General features: G+C 49.7%; 22 protein-coding genes and 1 pseudogene. 9 read left to right on the forward strand and 14 right to left on the reverse strand.

The window, feature by feature from the left end; all coding sequences use genetic code 11:
• Positions 1-4: 4 nt before the first annotated feature.
• Together FRZ59_RS02025 and FRZ59_RS02030 are read right to left on the reverse strand one after the other, a co-directional pair.
• Positions 5-1165: a RagB/SusD family nutrient uptake outer membrane protein gene (locus FRZ59_RS02025; RefSeq protein ID WP_262713148.1), complete on the reverse strand. Its 1161-nt coding sequence runs from the start codon at positions 1163-1165 to the stop codon at positions 5-7.
• 396 nt (positions 1166-1561) lie between these two features.
• Positions 1562-2284: a hypothetical protein gene (locus tag FRZ59_RS02030; protein WP_132127532.1), complete on the reverse strand. Its 723-nt coding sequence runs from the start codon at positions 2282-2284 to the stop codon at positions 1562-1564.
• A gap of 518 nt (positions 2285-2802) precedes the next feature.
• Between FRZ59_RS02030 and FRZ59_RS02035 the strand changes: the two genes are divergently transcribed.
• Together FRZ59_RS02035 and FRZ59_RS02040 are read left to right on the forward strand one after the other, a co-directional pair.
• Positions 2803-3228: a hypothetical protein gene (locus FRZ59_RS02035; protein ID WP_132127531.1), complete on the forward strand. Its 426-nt coding sequence runs from the start codon at positions 2803-2805 to the stop codon at positions 3226-3228.
• Positions 3225-4031, forward strand: coding sequence for a response regulator transcription factor (locus FRZ59_RS02040; RefSeq protein ID WP_132127530.1), 807 nt, complete (start codon positions 3225-3227; stop codon positions 4029-4031). Before FRZ59_RS02035 ends, FRZ59_RS02040 begins: the two co-directional genes overlap by 4 nt.
• Positions 4032-4239: 208 nt before the next feature.
• On the opposite strand, the gene FRZ59_RS19345 is transcribed toward FRZ59_RS02040, so the two are convergent.
• Positions 4240-4365 carry a hypothetical protein gene (locus FRZ59_RS19345; protein ID WP_262709584.1) on the reverse strand — a complete coding sequence of 42 codons (126 nt, stop codon included), beginning with the start codon at positions 4363-4365 and terminating at the stop codon, positions 4240-4242.
• 12 nt (positions 4366-4377) lie between these two features.
• Entirely contained in the window at positions 4378-4977 is a 600-nt protein-coding gene (locus tag FRZ59_RS02045) for an RNA polymerase sigma-70 factor (RefSeq protein WP_158640500.1), read from the reverse strand.
• Positions 4978-5085: 108 nt separating this feature from the next.
• Between FRZ59_RS02045 and FRZ59_RS02050 the strand changes: the two genes are divergently transcribed.
• The 5 genes and pseudogenes from FRZ59_RS02050 to FRZ59_RS02060 all read left to right on the forward strand — a co-directional run bounded on the left by FRZ59_RS02050 (position 5086) and on the right by FRZ59_RS02060 (position 8806).
• Positions 5086-6114, forward strand: coding sequence for a LacI family DNA-binding transcriptional regulator (locus tag FRZ59_RS02050; protein WP_132127528.1), 1029 nt, complete (start codon positions 5086-5088; stop codon positions 6112-6114).
• 48 nt (positions 6115-6162) lie between these two features.
• Positions 6163-6573 (forward strand): galactokinase family protein, encoded by a 411-nt coding sequence (locus FRZ59_RS18705; RefSeq protein WP_225975142.1) that lies wholly within the window; start codon positions 6163-6165, stop codon positions 6571-6573.
• Positions 6546-6635: pseudogene (locus FRZ59_RS19855) on the forward strand (hypothetical protein); the annotation flags it as partial. The gene FRZ59_RS18705 and the pseudogene FRZ59_RS19855, both read left to right, overlap by 28 nt.
• Before the next feature lie 30 nt (positions 6636-6665).
• Positions 6666-7328 (forward strand): galactokinase, encoded by a 663-nt coding sequence (locus FRZ59_RS02055; protein ID WP_262713149.1) that lies wholly within the window; start codon positions 6666-6668, stop codon positions 7326-7328.
• A 287-nt stretch (positions 7329-7615) separates the two neighbouring features.
• Positions 7616-8806 carry an Rpn family recombination-promoting nuclease/putative transposase gene (locus FRZ59_RS02060; protein WP_132127526.1) on the forward strand — a complete coding sequence of 397 codons (1191 nt, stop codon included), beginning with the start codon at positions 7616-7618 and terminating at the stop codon, positions 8804-8806.
• 69 nt (positions 8807-8875) lie between these two features.
• On the opposite strand, the gene FRZ59_RS02065 is transcribed toward FRZ59_RS02060, so the two are convergent.
• The 8 genes from FRZ59_RS02065 to FRZ59_RS02095 all read right to left on the reverse strand — a co-directional run bounded on the left by FRZ59_RS02065 (position 8876) and on the right by FRZ59_RS02095 (position 20943).
• A complete protein-coding gene (locus tag FRZ59_RS02065) occupies positions 8876-10474 on the reverse strand; it encodes a RagB/SusD family nutrient uptake outer membrane protein (RefSeq protein WP_132127525.1) in 1599 nt (532 codons plus the stop codon).
• Positions 10475-10493: 19 nt separating this feature from the next.
• Entirely contained in the window at positions 10494-13397 is a 2904-nt protein-coding gene (locus tag FRZ59_RS02070; RefSeq protein ID WP_207910188.1) for a SusC/RagA family TonB-linked outer membrane protein, read from the reverse strand.
• Between the two features lie 287 nt (positions 13398-13684).
• Complete coding sequence (locus FRZ59_RS18710) at positions 13685-14380, reverse strand: DUF885 family protein (RefSeq protein WP_225975143.1); 696 nt, start codon at positions 14378-14380, stop codon at positions 13685-13687.
• Positions 14377-15417 (reverse strand): DUF885 family protein, encoded by a 1041-nt coding sequence (locus tag FRZ59_RS18715; RefSeq protein WP_225975144.1) that lies wholly within the window; start codon positions 15415-15417, stop codon positions 14377-14379. Before FRZ59_RS18715 ends, FRZ59_RS18710 begins: the two co-directional genes overlap by 4 nt.
• A 46-nt stretch (positions 15418-15463) precedes the next feature.
• On the reverse strand, positions 15464-17728 hold the full coding sequence (locus FRZ59_RS02080; protein ID WP_207910187.1) for a S9 family peptidase: 2265 nt from the start codon (positions 17726-17728) through the stop codon (positions 15464-15466).
• Positions 17729-17735: 7 nt separating this feature from the next.
• Positions 17736-18971, reverse strand: coding sequence for an NAD(P)/FAD-dependent oxidoreductase (locus FRZ59_RS02085; RefSeq protein ID WP_132127523.1), 1236 nt, complete (start codon positions 18969-18971; stop codon positions 17736-17738).
• Between the two features lie 15 nt (positions 18972-18986).
• Positions 18987-19988 (reverse strand): 4-hydroxyproline epimerase, encoded by a 1002-nt coding sequence (locus FRZ59_RS02090; RefSeq protein WP_132127522.1) that lies wholly within the window; start codon positions 19986-19988, stop codon positions 18987-18989.
• Between the two features lie 10 nt (positions 19989-19998).
• The gene (locus FRZ59_RS02095) at positions 19999-20943 is read right to left on the reverse strand and encodes a dihydrodipicolinate synthase family protein (protein WP_132127521.1); all 945 of its coding nucleotides are present in this window, start codon (positions 20941-20943) and stop codon (positions 19999-20001) included.
• 254 nt (positions 20944-21197) lie between these two features.
• Between FRZ59_RS02095 and FRZ59_RS02100 the strand changes: the two genes are divergently transcribed.
• Positions 21198-22076 (forward strand): AraC family transcriptional regulator, encoded by an 879-nt coding sequence (locus FRZ59_RS02100; protein WP_132127520.1) that lies wholly within the window; start codon positions 21198-21200, stop codon positions 22074-22076.
• Between the two features lie 202 nt (positions 22077-22278).
• On the opposite strand, the gene FRZ59_RS02105 is transcribed toward FRZ59_RS02100, so the two are convergent.
• Together FRZ59_RS02105 and FRZ59_RS02110 are read right to left on the reverse strand one after the other, a co-directional pair.
• A complete protein-coding gene (locus tag FRZ59_RS02105; protein ID WP_225975145.1) occupies positions 22279-23415 on the reverse strand; it encodes a Gfo/Idh/MocA family protein in 1137 nt (378 codons plus the stop codon).
• Positions 23416-23430: 15 nt separating this feature from the next.
• Positions 23431-24318, reverse strand: a complete 888-nt coding sequence (locus FRZ59_RS02110; protein WP_132127518.1) for a sugar phosphate isomerase/epimerase family protein — start codon at positions 24316-24318, stop codon at positions 23431-23433.
• A 172-nt stretch (positions 24319-24490) separates the two neighbouring features.
• Here FRZ59_RS02110 and FRZ59_RS02115 point away from each other — a divergent pair, with 172 nt between their 5' ends.
• The gene (locus FRZ59_RS02115) at positions 24491-25360 is read left to right on the forward strand and encodes an AraC family transcriptional regulator (protein ID WP_132127517.1); all 870 of its coding nucleotides are present in this window, start codon (positions 24491-24493) and stop codon (positions 25358-25360) included.
• The last annotated feature ends 181 nt before the right edge of the window (positions 25361-25541 follow it).

Here is a 25541-nt window from a genome sequence, read left to right on the forward strand (position 1 = left end):
CTTTTCAGCCTTTCCAGGAACAGGTCGGGGTTATTCCCGATGGCCGGGTAAGCTGCAGCCAGGGGGCCATACCAACGCGGGCCCGCACCATGTCCACATATTCATACGCTTCGGAAGTTCTTCCCAGTTCATTGAGCGCCTCTGCATACATCAGCAACACATCTGCGAAGCGGATCATCCTGAAATTTACGGGGGAAAAATAATCTTCGCCAGTGCGCATATGGTCCCGGGCGTATTTACTGAACCAGGCTTCGTTCTCTCTCCATTGCCATTCTCTTCCGTAGACCAGCATCCCGAAGTCTTCTTTTAGTGCCGGGTAGAATAAGGTATGCTGTAGACGCGGGTCAATTTCCCCGCCTGTCGTTTTCTCTTCTTTAAATGCCTCTACGAGCCAGAACCGGGCCTGCCCGTCCGACCATCCGATGTCCCGCGGAGCGAAAAATTGCGGACGGTGCGTGCCCATGTTCTGGTTAGGGCCGTCGCCTTCTCCGCCGCCTATGTTTGCGTCTGAAAATTGCACTTCGAAAACCGATTCTTCATTATTTTCGTTTTCCGCGCGGAAATTATCCTCATAATTGTCCACCAGGCCGTAAAGGCCGGCTCCTTCCCCGTTAATATGGTAATCAAAAGCATCCAGGGCCTTCTGCCATTCATGTTTTTGCATATATAATTTGCCCAGCATGGCCATAGCGGCGCCTTTCGTGGGCCGGCCCACATTGGCGGCATCCCATTCCCCCGGAAGCACCTGGGCAGCCTCGGTCAGGTCCTTTTCCACCTGGGCCCAGACTTCTTCCAGCGTGTTTTGCTGCGGCTGGTCGTTCGGTTTGGAAGGCTCCAGTACCAGGGGTACGTTTTCCCACAGGATGGCGGCATAGTAATAATGCAGGCCACGAAGGAATTTTGCCTGGGCCAGGATCCTGTCTTTGGCTGCCTGGTCGGTAAATTCTATTCCCGGAACATTAGCCAGTACCTGGTTGCAGCGATAAACGGCTTTGTACGTATCACTCCAGGTATTTACATTCCCTTCCCAGAAATTATAGTTTACATATTGAAAACGGGTCCAGTCTCCGAGTTCAATCCAGGGGCTGTTGCTGAAGCCCTCATCAGAAGTGAGGTCCAGCCGGAAATAGATCCACCGTGACCAGAGGCCGGTCTTATAAAACATATTGTAGATCGAATTAACAGCTTTGCGGGCATCCTCTTCCGTTTTCCAGAACTGTTCTTCCGTCAGATTATTGGGATTCTCCTGTTGCAGGTGTGAGTGTCCTTGATAGCTGACTCTCGCACCTTGCCCGTTTCTCAGTGGAAGACTGGATCGAATTTGGCCACTTTAAGACAAGCTTCCCACTTCGCTCAGGCAGATAGAATGTCCTTGCTGCCTCACAGCTTGAGTCCGGGAAGTGCGGTAATCACACTTCAATATTATGCGTCTTCTATCGTTCCTTCACAATTCTTCATGATGTTTGGAAACCCATGCCTTCTAAGGGTTCGTAAACAATACTTGTCTTTTCTCCACCCGATTCTCTGACAACCTATTAATAATCGTTTTCTTATATTACCATTATTCGCAATACCGTTCAACATAAGAACTCACAAGAATGTATTGACATTGGCTGTTATAGCTTGGATGGCCGCAAGGATATGCATATGGATATGGAGAACGTGCACTTGTGGTTGTTACATATTGGGCACAAGATAGGGGGCCACCGCCACCACGTACATAAGTACAAACAGTCCAAAAAACACATTCCCAGGCAGTATTGCTCTTTTCTATAAGTTTTCCATTGTTGTAATTACGTAAAGTGGCGTTATCGTTATCTAGATTTTTAACCAAAATCATTCCAGTAAAGTTATTATCCAAAAAGTCATCAGCTGAAAGAGTTCCAGAATCGGCCTTCTTGGAACTTTTTAAGACATAAGTTTTTAAAGAATATTTAATTCCAGAAGTTTCCTTTTCTACAAATAAGTATCTTTTAGTTAACGGCATCTCAAAATCTGATTCCAGGCAACTATTCTGAGCGTTGGTTAGTACAGGAGATAATGGAACAAGAGCCTTGGTTATTGGATTGCCTTCATTAACAAAATAGATTTTCTCCCAGTTGGGGCGCCAAATGATTTTGAGTTTTGTATTTACCTCTGTAACTAATTTTGACTCGAAACTTTTTTCGGTAAAATCATCTTTAATAACTGCACTTATATCCGTTTTGTCCGCCCAGCTACCGAATAATATTACAAGAAAAATAATGGAGATAGGTCTTTTTAACAGTTTACTTAGCATATTCATAATAAGAAGGGTTAGATTTGAAACACTATTTGGTTCTCCGAACAAATGAAACAATTATTTTTTTAGATGGGCAACACTTTCGTTTCAAAATTTCCTCAATTTGTCTCAAGTAAATGTTTCTTTTTTAGCGTTTTTTGCAACATTACCGTACAAAGAGTTACCTTTATACTAGAACTGGGTGGTTGACTCCTTAAGGTAATTGCCTTTCGCGGTATCTTAAAATCAGCCCCTTCCATAAGCGAATAGCGGTTAACATTCAACACCTGCGCCGCCTAAGACCGGACAGGAAGTTTAAAGTCAATCTGAATCGATGTGAAAAGGCTCTTATTGTCAGCTTAGACACTTTTCAATTCATTCGCATCAATGGGGGGAGTTAATAGAAGTGACGAAAACTGTTGCCCTAAGCAATGTAACTAGGTCATTTATTACCTGCCGAAGGGCATTGAAGCTTATAACCGCTTTAGTTCGAACTCACGCTAAAGCGGCAATTTTACAATATGCACTATTCTAAACCCGGAATGGGAGCAACAATTTTCGAAAGGGTGAAAGGGGTGGTTCGTTTTAACCCGGATGAGTTTGTACGAAATGCTTATGCAGCTTATATCACTTATTTTCAGACGAACAATCAGGAGTCGAAAACTGGTTTTTTCGATTACCCGCTGAGAAGCTCCACTACCTTCGATGCCCTTATCCGGAAACGAAACCAGTCTTCGTGCGGTATTGATTTTGATATTCTGAGCTATACATTCTTTTTGATGACGGGTTATGTCTACAAAATGCAGAAGCTTAATAAGGCGCGAATTTTCCAGAAAGGCAATAGAAAGAATGCTTTTACCGCGCTGCCTTCTTGGAATTCTATGTTAATAGTAAATACCCGAGTAAGCGGTGCCGGGCCTGGTGCTACGCCTGCTACAATAGGTGATATACATGACTATTTAAAATGAGTGGACATAATACAAATATCGGGAAGCCAGTTATTTTACTTGTAGATGACCAGTGGGAGATATTCGATTCAATATCAGATGGTCTGGACGAGCAATATATCGTACTCAAAGCAGTAAACGGGCGAGATGCCCTGGATATTTTAAAGGAAGAGCCGGTGCAACTGATCGTGAGCGATATCGTAATGCCGGTTATGGATGGTTACGAATTATGCAAAACTATTAAATCTAATTTTGAACATTGCCATGTTCCGGTCATTCTCTTAACTGCGAAAAGCACCCTGCAATCCAAGATCAAAGGCCTTGAACTCGGTGCCGATGCCTATATTGAAAAACCCTTTTCCCCCGAATACCTGAAGGCACAGATTGCCAACCTGCTCGCCAACCGTAATAAGATCCGGGAATACTTTGCCGGTTCCCCACTCGTGCATATCAAAACTATGGCGCATTCCAAATCAGATGAAATTTTCCTGGAAAAGCTCCAAGAAATTATTCTGGAAAACCTCTTCAACATCAATCTCAATGTGGGCCATCTGGCTAATATGATGAACATGAGCCGACCTACCCTGTACCGCAAGATCAAGTCCATTTCCGACCTCACTCCGGCCGACTTGATCAATATCTCGCGGCTGAAAAAAGCAGCCGAGTTGCTGGCGGAGGGGAGTTATAAAATATACGAGATCGCTAACTGGATGGGTTACAGTTCCCAAACCCATTTCGCCCGAAATTTCCAAAAACAGTTCGGGATGCTACCGTCCGAATATGTTTTTAAACGGCAAGACAATTCTGCATCACGCCACGACTAACAGTTGTAAACCTCCTTAAAATTTCTTTTTACTATTTGCACTAGAGCTTATATTCTTCCTAAAGTCTTCTTTAGTAGGGCACCTTAGCCAATATGATGCCGTGAACCGAATAGTATAGCGCATCCATAACCACACAACCAACCAGAAAACGGATATTCATGCCTTACAAATGCATGACTGGGGTCGCGAAATGCAAAAATACATGGAATTAGAAAATGGAAGTGACCTTACCCGTAATAGTTGTCGCCTCCTGGGAAAAAGCGACCGTACCGGTAAACAGGCAAAACAGCAGCGGGCCCATGCTTGTCATGAACTGTCGGATCTTTGTCTTCATAATATATTGGTTTTAGTGGAAAATCGCGATCAGCCAGCCAAAGACCATTGAAATACCTGTTTTCAGGTACAGATGCTCCCGGACCGACTTTAGTGCCTTGACCATATGGTCCCGGACGGTACTTTTGGATATCCCGAACGTACCGGCAACTTCTTCATAACTTCTGCCCTCCTGCCTGCACATAATAAAAATGCGTTTCCGCTGAGGCGGAAGCTGTGCTATCGCCGTATTCATGACGGCATGGTATTCCGAAAAAAGAAGGTTGTCTTCCGTGGAATTACTGGCCGTTGCAGCATGCATTCTTATTTGCTCCCTGATCCTGCTTTCACGTGCGCTTCGCTTGAGCATATTGAAGATGTGGTTACGGGCCATTGTATAAAGGTAAGCGGCAAAAGAAAGGTCTTCATTGAGGTTTTGCCTGTTTTCCCACAGCTTAACAAATACTTCCTGGACAATTTCGCCGGCAAGCTCTTCCGATTTAATGAATTTAAGGGAAGTACGGAACAAGACTCCATGGTATTTATTGTAAAGCTGCTCAAACGCACTCATGCAGCTTTGCATATCCCCTTCTTCGCGAAGTGATTTTACCAGGTGCCTATCGTCGGATGACAAGTTGGTTAAGTTAAGTTTTAAACAATCGATTACGTAAAACATAGTTACGCAAAAAAATTGAATAAGCAAAAAATGTCCTATATATTTACGCAACCGATAACGTAAAATTTGGAGAGAAAAACTACCATACACGATATAGCCAGGGAGCTTAATACCACTGCCGCCACAGTCTCCAGGGCTTTGAATAACCATCCTTCCATTAGCGCAGCCACTAAGGAAATGGTGCGGGAAACTGCCGCACGCCTGAATTACCGGCAAAACAAACTAGCTTCTTCCCTGCGTTCCGGGCGTACGCACACCATAGGGGTGATCATTCCCAGTGCAGAGATCAGTTTTTTCGGCTCCGTCGTACACGGCATAGAGCGGGTGGCTCGCAGCAAGGGCTACAGAGTACTACTGTTCCAGTCCAATGAAGACCCCTCCTGCGAGGCGGAAGGGATCGAAGCGCTCCTCCAGTCGAAAGTAGACGGCATTATCGCCTCGGTGGCCAAGGAAACGACCCGGTACCAGCACTACCTGGAAGTCAAGGAACGAAATATTCCCCTGGTATTATTTGACCGGGTGGACGATTCCCTGCAGGTGCCTTCTGTAGTGATCGATGATTACAAAGGTGCGTATATGGCTACCATGCATCTGATTGAACAGGGTTATACACGGATTGCACATATCTCCGGGCAGCAGCATATAAAGATATTCAATGACCGCTTACGAGGATATGCCGATGCATTGCGGGTTCGGGGGCTTCCTGTGGAGGATGATCTAATCGCTTACGGGAAGGTGTCCGTGGATTCCGGCCGTGATTGTACGGACAAGCTGCTGAGCAGCGCCGTGCCTCCGGATGCCATTGTCGCCGTTGAGGACTTTACCGCCCTTGGCGCCATGCAGTCGATAAAAAGAATCGGGCTGCACATTCCCCGCGAGATTGGCCTGATCGGCTTTGCCAATGAAGCCTTCAGTTCCTACATAACTCCGTCCTTGTCTACTATTGATCAGCAAACCATTAAAATGGGAGAAGAAGCCGCCTTGCTTTTCCTGGACCTCCGGAAGAAAAAAGAGAACGGGCAGACGAACGCGGAAAAGATTGTCCTGGATCCGGTGCTGCTCATCCGCGAATCTTCGCAGAGAATAAATGTCTGAGCATGATGAAAAAAATTTGTTTCTTTGTGCAATCGATTACGGAAAGGAATGGAACAAACCCAAAAAATCAAAAGAACTTTTAGAGAGCTATTTGGCGCCAGCCCCCTCATTTTCCGGGCTCCCGGAAGGATCAACCTGATCGGGGAACACACAGATTATAACCAGGGCTGGGTGCTGCCTGCGGCAATTGACAAAGCGATCTACCTTGCCATAGAGCGTCGGGAAGACGACAGCATCCACCTTTTTTCAGATGACTATAGCGAACATTTTGAAACCAGGGCTGGAGAACTGCGGCGCTCCGGGAAGCTTTGGCCGGACTATATTCTGGGGGTAGTGGAACAGTTCCTGAAAGACGGGCATTCCCTGGGCGGATTCAATATTGCATTCGGCGGCGATATCCCCTGGGAGCCGGGCTGTCGTCCTCCGCCGCCCTGGAATGCGCTACCGCCACCGCTCTAAGCAGTCTTTTCGATCTTCCTTACAGCCGCCTTGACCTGGCTTTAAAGGCGCAGGCGGCGGAAAACGAATTCGTTGGGGTTAAATGCGGCCTGATGGACCAATATGCAAGCATTTTTGGAAAAAAGGGGCACCTGATTAAACTGGATTGCGCCAGCCGGGAACACGATTATGTTCCCTTTGCTGCCAGCGATCTCCGTATTGTACTTTTTGATACCCAGGTAAAACATTCATTAGCCTCTTCCGCATACAACAGACGCCGGGAAGAATGCGAAGCAGGCGTCGGCCTTGTAAAAGAACATCACCCTGGTGTAAGCAGCCTGAGAGATGTCAGCGAAACCATGCTGCGTCAATATGTAAAACCGCATGACGAAACCGTTTACCAGCGATGCAGCTACGTCGTTGGCGAAATGAACCGCCTGCAAGAAGCCTGTGAACATCTGGAAGAAAATAATTTCCGGCAATTCGGGCAATGTATGTTTGAAACACATTACGGATTGAAGAACCAATATGAAGTCAGCTGCTTTGAGCTGGATCTCCTGGTAGAAATGGTAGAAACCCGGCCTGACGTATTCGGAGCCCGTATGATGGGAGGAGGCTTCGGCGGCTGTACCATTAACCTGGTCCGGGCAGAGGCTGCGGAATCCCTTGCAGCAGAAATAGCCGGCATCTATCACGAGGCAACCGGCATGCGGCTTGCCGCTTATTTTGTAAGCATTGAAGACGGCGCCGGCTGTGTTACGGCCTCTCACGCGTGAACCACCAACCATCTGAGATGGCTTCAGGAAACGGACATAGCGCCAGCGACCCGCACCAGGGCTGACTTGTACCGGGATTGGCCTTTACCGGGATAGCCTGTACCCGGGGATTGGGCCTGCTTTCCTTTCCTGCAATTGGCTTATCAGAGTATTCCTAAAAGCTCTACGAATTTTCTTGGCCTTGACGAATTTGCTCCCTACCTTTACCCTTACAATCATTTAACCGGCGTTACTATCGCTGATCTACATTTTCCGGCGATTAACGCTTAAACAAAACCTGTAAGAACATGTATCCATTGAAGAACACCGGGTTGTTTTGTCGTTTAACCGTCGGGATTATCCCCTGCCCCCGGGAAGAAAGAAAAAGCCTCCGGCAAGCCAGCATGCAGGGACCGGACCTGCGGGCGCCGGGAGAAAACAAGTATTATCCTTGCCTTGAAGAGCAATCTGCCTTGAACGATCTACAGGTAATGGAGCCGCCTGCCGACTATCAGCCTTCTTACCTGGATCTCCGATCCGACTTTGCCTTTAAGCATATTTTTGGCAGGGAAGCAAATAAACACCTGTTGCTCCATTTTCTAAACAGCCTTTTCGAGGGCCGGAAAATCATTAGTGATCTCCAACTCGGTCCTACAGAGCGGCAGGGAGAATTAAAGGAAACGAGGAAAGTGCTTTTCGATCTGCAATGTAAGGGTGATAAAGGTGAACAATTCCTGATAGAAATGCAGCGCGAGCGCCAGGACAATTTTTTAGCCCGTCTCATGCATTATTTGTTCCGTTTAGGGAGCGAGCAGGTCCCGGCCGGAAAAAATGGCGATAATTATCCTCTCCCGGAAATCAATGGAATCGCCATTGTGGATTTTAATCCCTGGGAGGGCATCGATGTGCCTTCTGGAATACAGAACGAGTATGTTAATTCTTATGGATTCCGCCATATCAAAACCTGCGACCCCTATCCGGTTATGGTTGAACTAATGCTCGTTGAACTCCCTAAGTTCAAAAAAGGAATTGCTGACCTGCAGACCAATCTGGATAACTGGCTGTATGTCATAAAAAACCCGGGTCCTGTAAAGAACGCATCTCCCTTGTTGGATGAACCATGGTTCCGGAATCTATTACAAATCACAGAAATAAAAAAAATAAAAAAGGAGGATAGAACAATGTTAATCGACTATGAACGCGACCAGAGAAACATTCGAAAGGTGTGGAAACGCGAAGCCAGGAAAGAAGGCCTGGCGGAAGGACGAATAGAAGGGCGGCAGGAAGGACTAAAGGAAGGACTAAAGGAAGGACTAAAGGAAGGGCTAAAGGAAGGGATAGCTAAAGGTGAACAAAGAATGAAAGAACTCAAGGACCTTGCCTTTGTGCAAGCCCTGGTTAAAAAAAGCGGCTTCGGCGATCAGGAAATCGCCGACCTCGCAGGCGTAGAAGAAGACTTCGTTAGAAAGGTGCGGGCGGAATCAGCTATTGCAGTCTGAGGTGTATGTTTGGCAAAGCCGGGGTCGCATGGCCCCGGCTTTTGCTTCCTCTTTTTTCCTGAATTACCGTCAATACCCTGGATTTTGGACCAGGTTGGGGTTTTTATTGAGTTCTGCTTCAGGAATGGGAAATATCGTTTTGTCCGCTGAGGAGGGACGATGCTGAAACCAGGTCTTGGTAGCGAATACTCCGAAACGGATCAGGTCCCGCCGGCGGCGACCTTCAGCGGCGAATTCCCAGCCCAGCTCATCGAGGAATCTTCCGTACTGTATGTCTTCTCCTCCCTCGGGTTCGGTGACACTTCCGTTTTCCCAATAACCGTATTGATAGGTACTGCCCTGTTCAAGCATTGCCCCGGTAACAAGGGCTTTCTCCGGAACAGTACCATTAAAGGCTCTTTCCCTTACCCGGGTGACTAATAGGGCCGCTTCTTCTGCGTGACCGGTTCTTAACAGGCATTCAGCTTTCATCATGAGAATGTCCGCATAGCGGAAAACAGGAAAGTCATTGCTCAGCCCTCCCCTGGTATCGGGCCGGATTTCGTATTTACCGATCCGGTATCCCTGATTACTTTCGCTGGATTCGATGCTGTTCACTGTTTTTACATAATTGATCAGCTCCTCGCCTGTGACGGCATCATACTGAGGGCCCATGATCCAGGTATCTTTTAAGCGGGTATCATCAGGGTCATAGGTATCAATAAACTGGGGAACGGCGCAGTTTCCGCCCCAGGGCTGTACCTGCATCGGATAGACTCTTTGCATAATGGGATCAAGTGTTTTCATGTGGATAATGTTTTGGGTGGCAAAAATATCGTCGTAAGGAATGGCAAAGATCAGCTCGGAAGAACCTTCATTATCAGTTTTAAAAATATCGCTGTACCTGGCCTCAAGGGCATAAGCGCCCTGTTCTGCGGCGGCGATAACATCATTGCAGGCTTCTATGCATTTATCCCATTCCGCCGTGCCGGTATAAACTTCAGCGTTCAGATAAACTTTGGCCAGCAGGGCTTTGCCGGCCCACTTATTAAATCGCCCGTACATGGATAAGCCGGCCTCTTCCGGAAGCTGGGGAATATTTTCCGTCAGCTCCTTGATAACAAAGTCATACACTTCCTTCCTGGTATTTTGCGTAGGCGGTTCCGTCGCAGCAAAATCGGTAACAATGGGTACATTGCCGTGACTGTCACATAGGAGCCAATAGTAAAAGGCGCGCGTCGTCTTCAGCTCTGCAATGATGGCTTCCTTCCCGGAGGCGACGGGAATAGTTCCTGTTTCCAGCTGCATAAGCACCCTGTTGGCCGCATTGATCCCGCTGTAACAGCTATTCCAGAGATTCGTTGGCGGCCACTCCTGGATAGTCCACTTATGCCAGTGCATTCGCTGGTAAATACCTCCGTCATACCAGCCGTTAGGCCTCACAGGGGTAATGATATGGTCGGCGCTTTCTTCCTGAAGGTCAAAATAACCTTGCCAGCCGGCAAACATCCTCAGCGGGGTATAAACCGGGGCAATTAAAGAGATCAGGTCATCTTCGGTAGGGGTAAACTCGCTTTCAATGACTTCATCGAATACTTCCACTTCCAGATCAGTACAGCTATTCAGGTTTATTAAGAGCAGAATCGACAGGATACCTGCTATTCCGGGTGTTATCGTTAAATATTTCATGACGTATTGCTTTAGGATCTTACAATGTAAAATTCAGGCCCAGGGTAAACGTAGTGGTAGTGGGGTACTTATCGCGATGATCGCTCCCCGGAGCGGTCCCGTTGAAATTCACTTCCGGGTCAATTCCCTTGTACCCGGTTAGGGTAACCAGGTTCAGGGCAGAGAGATAGAGGCGCAGGTTCCGCACTCCCTTAATGCTGCCTGCGGGGAGCGTATATCCCAGGGTGATATTGTCAATTTTCCAATAGTCGCCGTCTTCAATATAATAACTTACATAGGCGAGGTCATTATTTAGCACGGTTTTTCCGTAAACAGGATCAAAGGCCGATTTCAGCATATTATACTGGGTAATCTTCGGATTTTCATAATACATTCGCTGAAAATTGAGTATCTGAAAGCCGAACGCGCCCCTCATTCCAACTGTCAGGTCCAGATTTTTATAGCGGAGGTCATGATGCCATCCCAGAATATGTTTCGGAACGCCGTTGCCCAGGATCTTTTTATCTTCCTGAACGGCTTCGGAAATAGGTTTGGGGGCACCGTCAGCTCCTTCGATGATCCAGTGCCCTTCTTCGTCGATATCAACGGATTTATACCCGTAAAAACTACCGATCTCCTCGCCAATCCATACCCTGTGGGTACTTTGCTGAATAGGTTCACCGGTATGGCCGGCGTCAAAGAAATCATTGGTAGTCTGAAATTGCTCATTCGATAAGGATACGAGCTTGTTCGAATTAGTAGAATACGTGACCCCGGTACTCCAGTAAAAGGAGGGCTTCCGTATGGCCTCCACGTTCAGAAGCACTTCAATCCCCTCATTTTTCATTTCCCCGACGTTTGCGAAGATGCTGCTGAAGAGATAGGGGGGTACGGGAACCTGGTAGTTATAAAGCATGTCTTTAGTGGCACGCCGGTAAAGGTCCAAAGATCCGCTCAGGCGGCGGCCGAAGAATGCGAAATCAAGGCCCAGGTTGTATTCTTCCTTTCTTTCCCAGCGAAGGTTCGGGTTAGGGTTGCGGTTGGGCGCCAGCGACTGGATCCAGGTGCCGTTATCAAAAAACCTGTCGCCGTAATTAAGGCTCACAAGCGATTCGTAATCCGCATCCGGCGCGGTTCCCGTCACGCCGAATCCCGCCCGGAATTTCAGATCGTCCACCACGCTCCAATTGCTCATGAAGGGCTCATTGCTGATCCGCCACCCCAGGGAAACCGCGGGGAAAGTACCCCAGCGGTAATTGACGCCGAACTTGGAAGAGCCTTCATGCCTGACACTTGCCATGAACAGGTATTTATCCTGCCAGTTATAGTTGAGCCGGCCGAAAAAACCTATGAGCTTGCTCATGCTGGCCGAACTGTTCATCGGCGCTTCTCCCCTTCCAAGGGCATTTCCGCTTTGCATGCGGTTGTAGGAATATTCGTCGGTAGGGAAATCCCAGTTCTGCATCCAGAAGCCTTCTGATTTTTCGTCCTGATAACTATATCCTCCCAGGAGGGAAAGGCGGTGTTTGCCCAGATCCCTGGAATAGCTGCTCGTAAATTCCAGCAAGTTATCTACGCGGGAGGAAGTACCCCGTGAAGCATAGCCGTTCCGCCCGTTCTTTACCGTGGAAACGTGCTGCTTTGTTTCAGAATAGCCTCTCACTTCCGTCCACTTATTCCCGGATACCAGCAGCTTCATGTCCAGGCCTTCGACCGGGTTAAGCATGACGCTGCCGTTCAGCCGGTATTCCCTGCTGCTGTTAAGGCCTGTCGATTCATTCAAAAAGGCTACCGGGTTATCATAAAAGTAAATACTGCGTTCCATCCAGTCGCCCCGCCAGTTCCGGATGCTATCGGTAGGATTACGTATTACCGACTGGCGGTACACATAGTCGTTGAAGCTGGAACCGTCGCCGCCGGTCCAGTATTCCTGCGTCCCCACAATGGCATTCAGGTTGAACTTTAGCTTGCCCTCAAACATGGAATGATTCAGGTCTGCCCTGCCCGTGATCCGCTGATCGTCAGAATTGATGAATAACCCTTGCCATGAACGATAATTTATGGAGGCAGTATAATTTGTCTGGCTCCCTCCCCCTGAGAAGCTGAGATGGTGGGTGTGGCTTACAGGGGTCCGGCTGATTTCATCAAACCAATCGGTAGAAGCTCCGTAATCCGTAAAATCATATCCTTCTCCTATCAGCCTGCGATAATCCTCCGCTGTCAGGAATTCCGGCCGGTTCGCAATTCGCTGGACGCTCAGGTATCCGTTGTAGCTGATCGTCGCCGGCCTGTCCCCGCCTGCCCGCCGGGTAGTGATCAGGATCACGCCGTTGGTTCCCCGGGTTCCGTAAATAGCGGCCGCCGAACCATCTTTCAATACATCAACCGCAGCAATATCCTCAGGAGCCACTGTGCTAAGGTCTCCCGGGATGCCGTCAATCAATACAAGGGGTGCGGTTGAAGAGGCTAAAGTGGTCATTCCCCGCATCCGGATTTGTGTGCCGGCGGTTGGGTCGCCGGAGGTGGTGGCCACGGATAAGCCGGCAACTTTTCCCTGGATAAGCTGGGCGGCATCCCTTACCGCACCCTTTACAAAGTCCTCTGCCTTTACGCTGGCAACAGCGCTGGTGACGTCTCCCGCGCGCTGCGTTCCGTAACCGATCACGACTACTTCTTCCAGCTGCTGCTGATCCGTTTCCAGACTCAGGTTGATCGTACTCCTTGCGCCGCGCGGGACTTCGCGGCTAACATACCCCAGGAGTTGAAACACGATCACCGCATTTTCCGGAGTGCTAAGTGTATAAATGCCTTCGGTATTTGTTTGAGTGCCGCCGCCGCTTTCTTTTATCAGAACGGAAACTCCCGGGAGAGGATTGCCTTCCTCATCCGTAACCTTTCCCGTCAGCGGGGATTCCTGCCCGTAAAGGACCGCAGTAACTATCATACCGCAAGTGATCAAACAAATTGTTTTCATAACTCATTAGCTTTAGGTTCCAGTATTCTTTACCTAAAGGTACGCGCGAAAGGCAGGAATATCTATTTGTATTTTTGCTATTAATGACTTTATATTATCATAAATTAAAATCATCGGCCGAATAATAAGATATAATAATATTTTGAAGATAATTTTATTATACCTAAAGATCAAAAGAATTCCACGCCGGAGGATATCCGGCTTTCAGGCAGAAGGTAAGATTGGAAAGAAACAGCGAAGGCTTGCCTGACCTGCTGTTATTTATTATAAAATCTCCAGTTGGTTTTGAAATCGCGGGCGGGTGCCTGATCGGTTAAAATAAACCTTAGCATTTCAACCGGGATGTTATTTTCCTGCAGCACCGCGTCATGATACTCCCGGAAGGTCATCTTTCCGCTCTCCACCAGTTCTTCTTTTAACGAATAAAATTGCAGGCCTCCGATCATATAGGCGAGCTGGTACAAAGGGCTGTAGCCGCCGGTGAACGAACGCCTTACTTCCCCTTCGGCATTCGCATATTCATGTCCGACACGCTCCACCAGGAAATCGATGCATTGCTGGGGGCTCCATTTGCCCAGATGATAATTAAGGGAGAAAATGATACGGGCACAGCGGTGCATCCTCCAGAAGAGCATACCAATGCGGTCTTCGGGCGACTCCGGGAAACCCTGGTCCCACAGGAGCATTTCCCAGTATAATGACCAGCCTTCCGTCCAGAACGGGGTATCAAAATCACGGTACACCTTGTACCGCCGGTTCATAAATTGCTGCAGATGATGACCGGCGATCAGCTCGTGATGAACCGTGGCTCTTGAAAAATGTGGGTTATTTCCGCGCATACTCATGAGCTTGGCGGACTGCTCCATGGTATTTGCCGGGTAGGAAATGCTGATGACTTCCCCGCCTGTAAAAAAAGGATTGACCAATTGCCGTTCAGGGCTCATCATGATCATCCTCCATGATTCTTCGGCAATGGGGGAATGCTGACCAGGTCCTTTTCTTTGAGGAACGAGACGGATGCGTTGTAAAGCTGCAAGATCAGCTCCGGCTGCCTGCCGGGGGCCACGTAGGTGTTCTTCACCTTTTCAAGGGCTTTTTTCCAATCCTGCCCAAAGCCCATCTCCGCCGAGGCTTTCAGCATTTCACGGTCGCACCAGGCAAATTCCTTGTTCGCAATTTCAACCAGCTCTTCCGGAGAATAGGGGATCATTTCATATTCGAGTTGCCGGATAATCTCTTCCCGGCCAATGGGATTTCCGCGGATTCCGCTGCCATCCTCCTTTTGAGAGCTGATCACTTTGCTTTTACTTTTGAACAGCTTGTCGTATCCGGCCAGGAGCGTATCCAGTTCCTTGTAAGGCGCAGGCGCCCACCAGGTGAAAGCAGGATCATACCCGTTATAAAAATCATACACGCTTTTGAGGGCTTCCCGCAATCCTTCAATGGTTTCCGTGGCAAAAGCAGCTACCCGGCTGTCAATAGCATCTGCTTTGCCGAGAGAAGCGCTTGCCGCCCTGACATCTTTCGCCAGGCCGGAAAGCAAGGCTCCCGTTTCCTGACCCTCCAGGGAAGCTCCTCTCCGACGCTGCTTTTCCAGGTCATAAACCGCGGCTGCAAATCCAAACCATTGCTTTGTTTCGCGGAATTTTTCCTCCTCCAGCCCGAGTATGTGCAATTGTTCTTCCAGGTCCCGCCGGAACAGGACGAAATCTACTTTTCCGTTAATGCTAAAACGTCCGAACTGCTCTTTTTCCAATTTTTCCAGGTAATCTCCTGCAAGCTGCCTCAGGCGCTCCCGCCGCTCCGGAGAATGCTTGATGAAATAAAAACGGCTCAGGCTCCTGTAGTCAGCCTCGTACTGCTGCATGAGGTGATGCATTTCGCTTGTCTGCAAATAGTGCCCCGCCGAAAGCGTTTGCGCCTGCAGCGCAGGATAAAAAGCCCATGAGAGCAAAATAAAGGCTGTTAGCCGGAAGTAGTAGAAACTCATAAGTCGTTCATTTATTTCTTGATTTTTCCACAATTGCTTCTGATGCTCACGGCAGGGCTTGCTTCCCGAGAAGGTGTTCAATAAAGTAATTCCACCTTTTACGCGTAAAGTATTCGCCGTAATGGCCGGTATATCCGTGCCCGCTGCCAGGAATTATAAGCATGTCAAAATTCTTTCCGGCCCTGATGAGGGCTTCGGCAAGCTTAAAGGTTGCCGAGGGATTTACATTTTCGTCTATTCCGCCATGTACCAGTAAAAGCTTTCCCTGCATTTTATCGGCCATGGTAATATTGGACTGAAGATGATACGCGGAATCAACCGGCCAACCCATATACATTTCCGGCCACCAGGCTTTTTCCATGCGATGGTCATGATCTCCTGAGGATGCCACGGCGACCTTATAAAATCCAGAAAAAAGCATCAGGGCATGTGCGGCATCATAGCCGCCGGCTGAATGCCCAAAAATGCCTATACGCGTGGTATCAAGCCAGGAATACTTCGCCGCCAGCTGCCGGATAGCCACTACATGGTCGGTAAGGCCATAACCCAGGCGTTTATAGGACCAGTCATGAAAGGCTTTTGACCGCCCCGCTGATCCCAGGCCGTCAACAGCCATCACCGCGAACCCGAATTCAGCCAGGGGCTGCGCGGCACTGAAAACGGCGCTGCGAAAGCTTTCCGGAAATACATTTGCCTGGGGCCCGGTATAGCTGTTATCTATCAAGGGGTACCGGTCGCTTTCGCTAAAACCGGAAGGTTTCCAGATCGCTCCGTAAATATCGGTAAGCCCGTCGCGGGCCTTGACCTTGAAAATTTCAGGAAAATCCCAGCCGGCGGCTAAGAGTTCCGAAATATCTGCCTTGCCGAGTTCCTTGATCATCTTGCCATCCGGGAGGCTGCGCAGCACCGAGATCGTGGGCTGCCGGGCCGTGGAGTAATTATCTACGAAATACTGGTTGCCGGGTGAAAGATGGACTTCATGATGGGCATTTTCCGGTGTCAGCAGCTGCAGCCCTGAGCCGTCAAAGCCAATGCGGTAGAGGTGGTTGAAATAAGGGTTGCGCCCCTCTTCTTTTCCGCTGGCAGTAAAATACAGCAGCTCTTTTTCTTCATCAATCGCCACAAACTTTTTGACAACAAAATCTCCCCTGGTGAGGGCCGTGACGGAACCGCTTGCCCAGTCAAGCCGGTAAACCTGGTTCCAGCCGCTTCGCTCGGAAGTGATAAAAGCAATACCCTTGTCTTCCAGCAGCCTGAACTCCGTCGTATTCTCCACATTGGTGCGGCTGCTATCGCTGAATTTGACGTCCACCTTACCGGTCCGGGGGTCCACGCAGATCAGGTCCATCCGCTGGTAACCACGGTGCCGGTAAAGGCCGTAAAGAAAAGAGCCGTCTTTGTTCCAGCGCAGCGGATTACCGATAAAATGCGGGAGCGGAGGAAGATCAACCTTGATCATTTTCCGGGTATTGATATCGAATATGACCGGTATATAACAGACAATGTTGGTATCGCCTGGTCCCCCGCGGTAATAGGAAAGCAGCTTTGGGCGATACAGGCTGTCAATGGACCAGTCCAGCAGGTACATTTTCCTCCCTTTTCGTAAGTCTGCTATTTGGGTAAGTATCCTGGAGCCGTCCGCGGACCATACCGCGGTAAAATTTTCAGGCCTCTCCCCGTTCTCACCTTCCATGATATCGCTCCAGCCCAGGTAGCTGGCATACGCATAATCTGGCTTGCCGTCGGTGCTAAGAGCGATCTCCTGTGCCTGGCTGCGGACATACAGATTATGATCCCTGCTGAAGGCGACCCATTTCCCGTCCGGAGACCTTACCTCCCTTACCGATACTTCTTCCGCGGGCAAGACGCCGGTCTTATTTACTGTATAGTCCTTCAGGTTGGCCTGGTACGTTACCCGGTCGGTAATAAAGGAGATAGCACGGTCATTTTCCCACTCAATCTGGCCAAAGGGCAGATTTTTCCGTTCAATTGGTTTTCCCAAAGCGTCCGATAAGGCCCTGGCAAGCCGCTCATGGTCGAATGCTTCCTTAATTGTTCCGGAGGGTATATGGACCTTGTAGAAGGTCTTCCCCCGGGGAGTATTAGTAGCGTATGTGAATTCGGGAACATCTTTCAGCCAATTCGGATTCACTTCCAGGTGATAGATCTTCCGGCTGATATTATTCGCCAAAAAGCTTTCAGCCCGGCGGTAATCTTCCGGCGATATTCCGCTGCCTGGCGCCGGGGACTGACCGGAACATATGCCCCCGGTAAAGAATAGCAATAAAAACAGGTATATTCGTTTCATCATTTTAATATCAGGTGTCAAACCTGTCGGGCCGGAATGCTTCCAGCCCCAGGGAAGGAGCCTTTCCCTCCGCTATTTCCGCCACGAGCCTGCCGGTGGCCGGAGCCGCTCCCAGCCCCAGCATGGAATGACCTGTGGCGATGATCAAATTGCCATAACGCCGCGTTTTCCCGATATAAGGTAAACCATCCGCCGAAACGGGCCGCAGCCCGGCCCATATATTTTCCCTGGCAGGGACCTCCGCATGCAGGGCGGGGAAGTACGTGTTCACCGCGTCCGTAATGCCTTTTACTCTTTTCATATTTATCCCGCCGGCGGCTGACCCTATTTCCATGGTGCCGCCGAAACGGAGGCTCCTGTTCATTGGCGTAAGGGCGACCCTGGCTTCGCAAAGAATGGCCGGGTGCCGCAGCTGAGCCCCCGGCATTTCCAGCGTTACCGAATATCCTTTGCCCGCTACCAGGGGCATGCGAATCCCCAGGCTGGCGGCAAGCGCTGCAGACCAGGAGCCGCCAGAGAGAATGAACAGGTCGCCGGTAATTAATTGCCCGCCGGCCCGGACGCCGGCAATGCTTCCGTTCTTTTTCTCAAAGGTCCCGGCGGTGTTGCGGATCCACCTTACTTCATCTTTAAGCTGCTGCAGTAACTGTTTCATCAGCTCTGCAGGATGAAGGTGGGCGTCGCACTTATAATGCACCCCGCCAAGGGCTTGCACGTCCATTGCCGGTTCCATCATTCTCAATTGAGACAGGTCGTACACCTGGGTTTCCAGGCCAAGTTCTTTTGCTTTTACAGCCAGTTTAATCTCTTCCCTGGCTGCTTCTTCCGATCTGTAGTACATGATAATCCCTTTTTTCTGAAGCGAAAATGATAATTCCGGTTCCAGCTCTTCATAAAGGGAGCGGCCCATCAGCAAAAGATCTCGCAGCGGCGCCGCCGACCTTTCGGCATGACTTTCCGATGCATTCCGGATAAAATGACGGCTCCAGCTGATCATATTCCGGTTAAGGCGGGGACGGATATGAAAAGGGCTGCTTGTACTGAACAGCCATTTAAAAGCCTGGCTAAGCACGCCCGGCGCCGCCAGCGGCACAAAATGGCTGGGTGTGATCATGCCGGCATTACCGTAGGAGCAGCCGTTAAGCAGATCGCCTTTGTCCACCAGCGTTACTTCCCAGCCGGCTTTGCGAAGGTACCAGGCTGAAAAAAGCCCTATTATTCCGCCTCCTATAATTACTGCCTGCATCCTGTATTGCGTGATCTATATTACCTGGAATCCGCCGGCATAGGGGTCATCTTCATCTACCAGGATAGTATTGAACCCTGTGACCATAGCCCATCCTTCAATGGAAGGTATAATGGCCGCCTTTCCGCCTACGGACGTTTCCTCCTCGATGGTCCCGGTAAACCTGGAACCAATGAAACTCTCGTGGATAAAGGAATCGCCTTTTTTTAACTTCCCCTGGGAATACCATTGCGCCATGCGGGCGGAAGTGCCTGTACCGCAAGGTGAACGGTCTATGGCTTTATCCCCGTAAAAAACGGCATTACGTACAGGCGCCGATACAGAAGAGGATTCCCCTCCCCAGAGCAAATGGCTTACTCCGCGGATATTACCGTTTTCGGGATGAATGAACTCTTGCTCTTCATTGATGCGCCGCCGGCACTCGCGACTCCAGGAGATAAGCTGCTCCGCCTTCACATGCTCAATGCCCGGGAAGTTTTCCTGCCGGTCAATGATGGCGTAAAAATTCCCTCCGTAGGCCACGTCCGCCGTTAATTTTCCCAGGCCGGGGCAGTCTATTATTATATTTTCAGCGGCAAGATAAGAGGGCACATTAGTGATCCTTACCGAAGTCACCTTTTTCCCCTCCTGCTTATACGTTGCAATAACTAACCCGGCCGGTGTTTCCAGGCGAAGCATGCCTGGAACTTTAGCTTGAATAAGCCCATGTTCAATGGCAATGGTTACCGTACCGATCGTGCCGTGCCCGCACATAGGAAGGCAGCCGCTCGTTTCAATGAACAATATCCCCATATCATTTTCCCGGTTCTGCGGCGGATAAAGTATGCTGCCTGACATCATATCATGGCCGCGGGGCTCGAACATCAGGGCTTTGCGGATCCAATCGTATTCCTTTAAAAAATGTAGCCGCTTTTCCATCATATCGTTTCCTTCAAGTACCGGGGCTCCTCCCGTCACCAGCCTCACCGGGTTTCCGCAGGTATGCGCGTCAATACAGAAAAAAGTCTTTGCTGACATGAATGTGCGCTTATGCTTCTTTGGACAACGGGTTCCCGTTTAAAGGCACATCGGACGGCAGTACAGGCCGGATCTCATTCGCCTGATGAACAATTCCCAGGATACGTTCCCTTTCTTCGCCTTCGAGCGGAAGGCGCGGCGGGCGTACCGCTTCGCTGCCGATGCCTGCGACGGCTCCGGCCAGCTTGATATATTGCACCAGCTTCGGATGAATATCCAGCTCCAGCAAGGGCATGAACCAGCGGTTCAGCTTTCGCGCTTCTTCCAGCCTGCCGGCCTTTGCCAGTTCGTAAAGCACGACCGTCTCACGGGGATACGCATCCACCAGCCCGGCCACCCAGCCGTCTGCCCCCAGAAGGAGGCTTTCCATCGCAAGGGTATCCACTCCGCAGAAAAGGCGGAAACGATCTCCGAAGCGGTTAATCATGCGGGTTATGTTGGTCAGGTCGCGCGTAGATTCCTTCACCGCCTTTATATTTGACAGCCTGGCCAATTCCCCGAACATATCCAGGGTTACCAGGATCTTATAGTCAACCGGGTTATTGTAGATCATTAAGGGCAATGGGGTGCTTTGGGCAACCTCCCTGAAAAAGGCGAGGGTTTCCCGGCTATCGGCATAGTAACGCATGGGAGGCAGCAGCATTAAGCCGTCGGCGCCCCCCTTCTCCGCTTTCCGTGCCGCCTCAATGGCCGCGCGCGTCGTTTGTTCGGCGATATTCATGATCACCGGGACTTTCCCGTTTACCAGCTCCATCACAAAGCGCAGCAATTCCTCTTTTTCTTCCTGGAGCAAACTTGATGCTTCACCAAGGCTTCCCCCGAGTACCAGACCATGTACACCTGCGTCCAGCTGGGCCCGGATGTTCAGGGCAAGCATCTCAAAATCCAGTTCATCATTCTCTGTAAACTGGGTTGTTAATGCGGGAAAGACTCCCTTCCATTCAAATTCCATCATAAAGGCTTCTTTTTAACAAAGTTAGGGCGCCGGAGCCCCGGCATTTTACAGGTTTTAACCATCTTTTTACAGAAATTAACCAATTAACCTTTCCGCTTAGGTCAAACACGTTAATCCTTGATAAAATCTTATATTTGAATGAGGGCTAGTATTCTGTTAAACCTGAAATTGCAGTACCACAAGCCTGGGTCTTTTTGCCCCAGGCCGCTTTGGGCGCAGCCGACGTCTGCAAGATAATAAGCGGTATCAGCGAAATGAAAGCTTTAGTATTTAAAATACCGGTAATTGAAGACTGTTCTGTGTACACACAGGAAGATGATCTGCCCTATTTCTACGATCACCTGCACCTCCATCCGGAAATCCAGCTAACCCTTATCCTAAAAGGGACAGGTACGGTGTTTGCCGGTAATTTCATAGGTAATTTCGCCCCGGGAGATATTTACTGGATCGCCTCTGATCAGCCACACTTATTTAAATGCGACCCGGCTTATTTTGCGCCGAAAAGCTTGCTGAAAGCACATTCCCTTTCTATTTATTTTCTGAAAACCGGCATCCTTGGTCAGCTCTTCAGGCTTCCGGAGCTTGGAAAGGCCAGCGACTTCATCTGGAAAAGCAAAGGCGTTTACCGCCTGCGGTGCGCGCCGGGCGCGGGTGTGGAAAGGGCATTCAGGGAGGTACAAGCATCCAATGGCAGTGAACGCATCATCCAGTTTCTCCGGCTGCTGCAGGAATTCATTTCAAATACGACGAAAGAAACCTTATCCGGGGAGGCATCCCAAACGCTGAACGAGCAGGAATGCCTCCGGATGAACGAGATTTACCAGTTTACCATGAAACATTTCCATGAGCATATAAGTCTTGAAAAAGCAGCCGCCATTGCCCATATGACCCCTCCGGCCTTTTGCAGGTATTTCAAACACAGCACCCGGAAAACCTATATGCACTTTCTGAACGAAGTGCGGATAGACCATGCACGCAAAATGATACGCAGCAATAAAGATATTCCCTTGTCGGGAGTAGCGGCGGCCTGCGGCTTTGAAAATGCATCCGGCTTCACCCGCGTCTTCCGGCGGATCACCGGAATAGCGCCCATGAGTTACCGCAAAGAACTTTTAAAAGGAGCAGCCGGGTAACCGGTTCGTTCCCGCGGAGGTTCGTTCCCACAGAAGGTTCACGCTCGCGCGAAATTTGTACCCGCGCAGGATTCGTACCGGGAGAGATTCGCTCCCGCGGAAGGTAAGTCCCCCACGGGGGATACGCCCCCCGCGGAAGACTCACGCTTGCGCGGGGGGCGTACCCGCGCGGTATTCGTTATTGCAGAGCCTCCCTGGATTGCTAATCCTTTAAAAAAGTGAAATCCGGCAGCTGCACGATTTCCCCGCCTTTCATGGCCGATTCATGTGCCAGAATTCCTACGCAGGTGATATTTGCAGACTGGCGGGCGTTCGGGAAAGGCTGGCGGTTTTCAACAAGCGAGCTAACGAATTCATGAACGAGGTGAGGGTGGGAACCTCCGTGACCGGCGCCCTGGGTAAAAGAAAGGTGCTGGTGTTCATCTTCGTCATATACGCCTTTCGTCGTGAACCGCTGGATGGCTTCGGGGAGCAGATGCGCGTAATCAGGGCATTCCATTTCTTCGGGAATTTCCGGCTCGGGGCGCTTGGCGGTATGGACCACCAGGGGGCGGCCCTCGATTAAGGGCCATTCAACAGCCTTCTTCGAGCCGTATACTTCAAAACTTTCGCGGTACTGACGCGCGGTATCAAAAAGGGAGCGGTATACATGCGCGCTGAGGTCGGAATTCCTGAACTTGATATGGGCGGTTTCCACGGCGAAGGGAGAGTTATAGTGTGCATGCAGCTCTTGACGGATGGTACCTGAACCGAAACAGGAAACGTATTCCGCTTCTCCGCGGGTGATACCCAAAACGGGCCCTACGCAGTGGGTGGCATAATGCATTGGAGGAAGCCCCGGCCAGTAATTGGGCCACCCGTCCATGTCCTGCTGGTGGCTGGCCTTGATAAACTGCAGCTTACCCAGTTCTCCCTTATCGTAAAGTTCTTTCATGAACAGGAACTCCCGTGCATAAACGACGGTTTCCATCATCATATAGGTGAGGCCAGTTTCCTGTACTGCCTCCACTATCCTGCGGCAATCTTCCACGGAAGTGGCCATTGGCACCGTGCAGGCCACGTGCTTGCCCGCACGCAGAGCTTTGAGCGCCTGGCCGGCATGATCCGGAATGGGTGTATTTATATGAACGGCGTCAACCGCCGGGTCATTCAGCAGCTCATCGTAATCGGTATACCTTTTTTCTATGCCAAAGGCATCTCCTACCTGGTTCAGTTTCTCCGCGTTCCGCTGGCAAATAGCATACATATTCGCGTTCGGGTGACGCTGGTAAATAGGAATGAACTCCGCTCCGAAGCCCAGGCCGATAATTGCGATATTAACTTTTTTATCTTCCATCATTATTGATTTTATTCTTTAATCCGTGTTCATTTCCGGAATAATTCCGGAGGCCCATTGCTTCAGAAAGGCAAGCCCTTCCCTTGCAAACTGATCCTGGCTGCGCGCCAGGGGTTTCCACACGCAAACGGCCGCCGCCAGTTCCTGGTTGTCAGGAGTAAAACTTTCTATTGAAACAGTACCGGTGTAGCCGATCGCTTCAAGGCCCTGGTACCAGGCTCTCCAGTTTGTCTGCCCGGTTCCGGGAGTCCCCCGGTAGTTCTCGGCTACCTGCACATGGATCAGGTGTTTTCCCGCGGCGCTTATCGCATTCTGAATACTTGGCTCTTCGATATTCATATGGAAACCGTCCAGTATCATTTTGGCGGCCGGATGATCAATATCGGCAATCAACCTGGCAGCGTCGGCCGCTGTATTGACCAGATCGGATTCAAAGCGGTTCAAAGGCTCCAATGCAATCTCCAGGCCGCGCGCTTCCGCCATCCGGCAAACTTTCTGCAGGTTGCTTACCGCCAGCTCCCATTCCTTTGTTCTTTGCCCGGGGCTGACCATCCTGGCTTTTCCCACAGCCGCATACATGGGCCCCGCAAAAAAGCGGGCTCCAAGGCCAACACAAATATCGAGACATTCTTCAATGTAATGAAGGCCGTTTTCCCGGAGGCTGCGGTCATCAGCGGTCAGATCCCTGGACGGGCCAAAAGCGCCGCAGACGATTACCTCCAGGGAGTACCTGTTTAACAGCTCTCTTATCTTCGCGCTTTCAATCAAGGCAGGGTCTTCCACGGCTATCTCTACCGCATCGTAACCCATGGAACTGATCTTCGCGAAAAGCGGTTCCGCCAGCGTTGTGCCGAAAGGAGATGTCCAGAGCCAGGTACTCACGCCAAATTTTATATCCAGTGCCATAAATATTTCCGGTTCAAATGCACCTAAGATAAGCGAAACAGCCAATATGTCTCTTATCCGATTTTACCAAATAATGACTGTATTTTGTTGAAAAAAGATATTAAACAGCCCGAAAGGAGTAAAAAGACAGTAATACATTCAATTTTAGTATATTTGAATAAGTGTGGTTGTTATGAAATCGGCAGTACAAAAATCATCCATTCCCGAATCCAAGATCTTCGTCGTCAGGGACCTTACAGAAAAGCATTTCGATCCCGAATGGCATGCCCACCAGGAATACCAGATATTCTTGGTGCTGAAAGGAACCGGTACGAGATTCATCGGAAACACCGTAAAATCTTTCAGTAAGGGCGACCTTACCTTCCTGGGCCCTAATATCCCGCATCTTTGGCGAAGCGATGAGTGCTACTTCGAAAAGCACAGCAACCGGGAGACGCATGGCATCGTCATTTATTTCAAAGAGAATTTTCTTGGAAACCTGCTTCAAAAGGAAGAGATGAGCCAGGTGAACGCCCTGTTCAGTAAAGCCAGAAAAGGATTGGAATTTTACGGAAAAACCGGAAAAGAGATCAGCCGGTTAATGTCGGAACTTGCCTCCCACCACGGCATTGACAGCCTGGTTCAGCTACTACGCATTCTTGATATCCTGGCCCATACCAGGGAATACAACCAGCTGCATAATGAGAATTACATCTATAAACTGAAAGAGGCGGAAACCAGCCGGATCAATATTGTTTACAATTACGCCGCCCGGTATTTTAAACGGAGGATCACCCTCGAAGAAGTTGCAAACCTGCTAAACATGACGCCCACCTCCTTCAGCAGATACTTCACGATGAAAACAAGCAAGTCCTTCTCCAATTTCCTGATAGAACTGCGAATCAAGCACGCCTGCAAACTCCTCTCAGAACAAGAACAAAAAAACATTGCCCAAATCTGCTACGAATGCGGCTTCAACACCCTTTCCAACTTCAACCGCCAATTCCGCGACTACATGAAAATGACCCCCAAAGAATACAGAAAAGAATTCATGACCCTATAGCACAAGCAAAGCGAAGTGCAATAGCCGCGGCGAAGCAAGCGCAGGAGCGCGAGCGAAGCAAAGCGCCGAAAAAACGCACAAGCGAAGCGAAGTGCTAAAAGCGCCCCGCCGAAGCAAGCGCAGGAGCGCGAGCGAAGCAAAGCGCCGAAAAAACGCACAAGCAAAGCGAAGTGCTATAGCC

Source organism: Anseongella ginsenosidimutans, assembly GCF_008033235.1.
Lineage (GTDB): Bacteria > Bacteroidota > Bacteroidia > Sphingobacteriales > Sphingobacteriaceae > Anseongella > Anseongella ginsenosidimutans.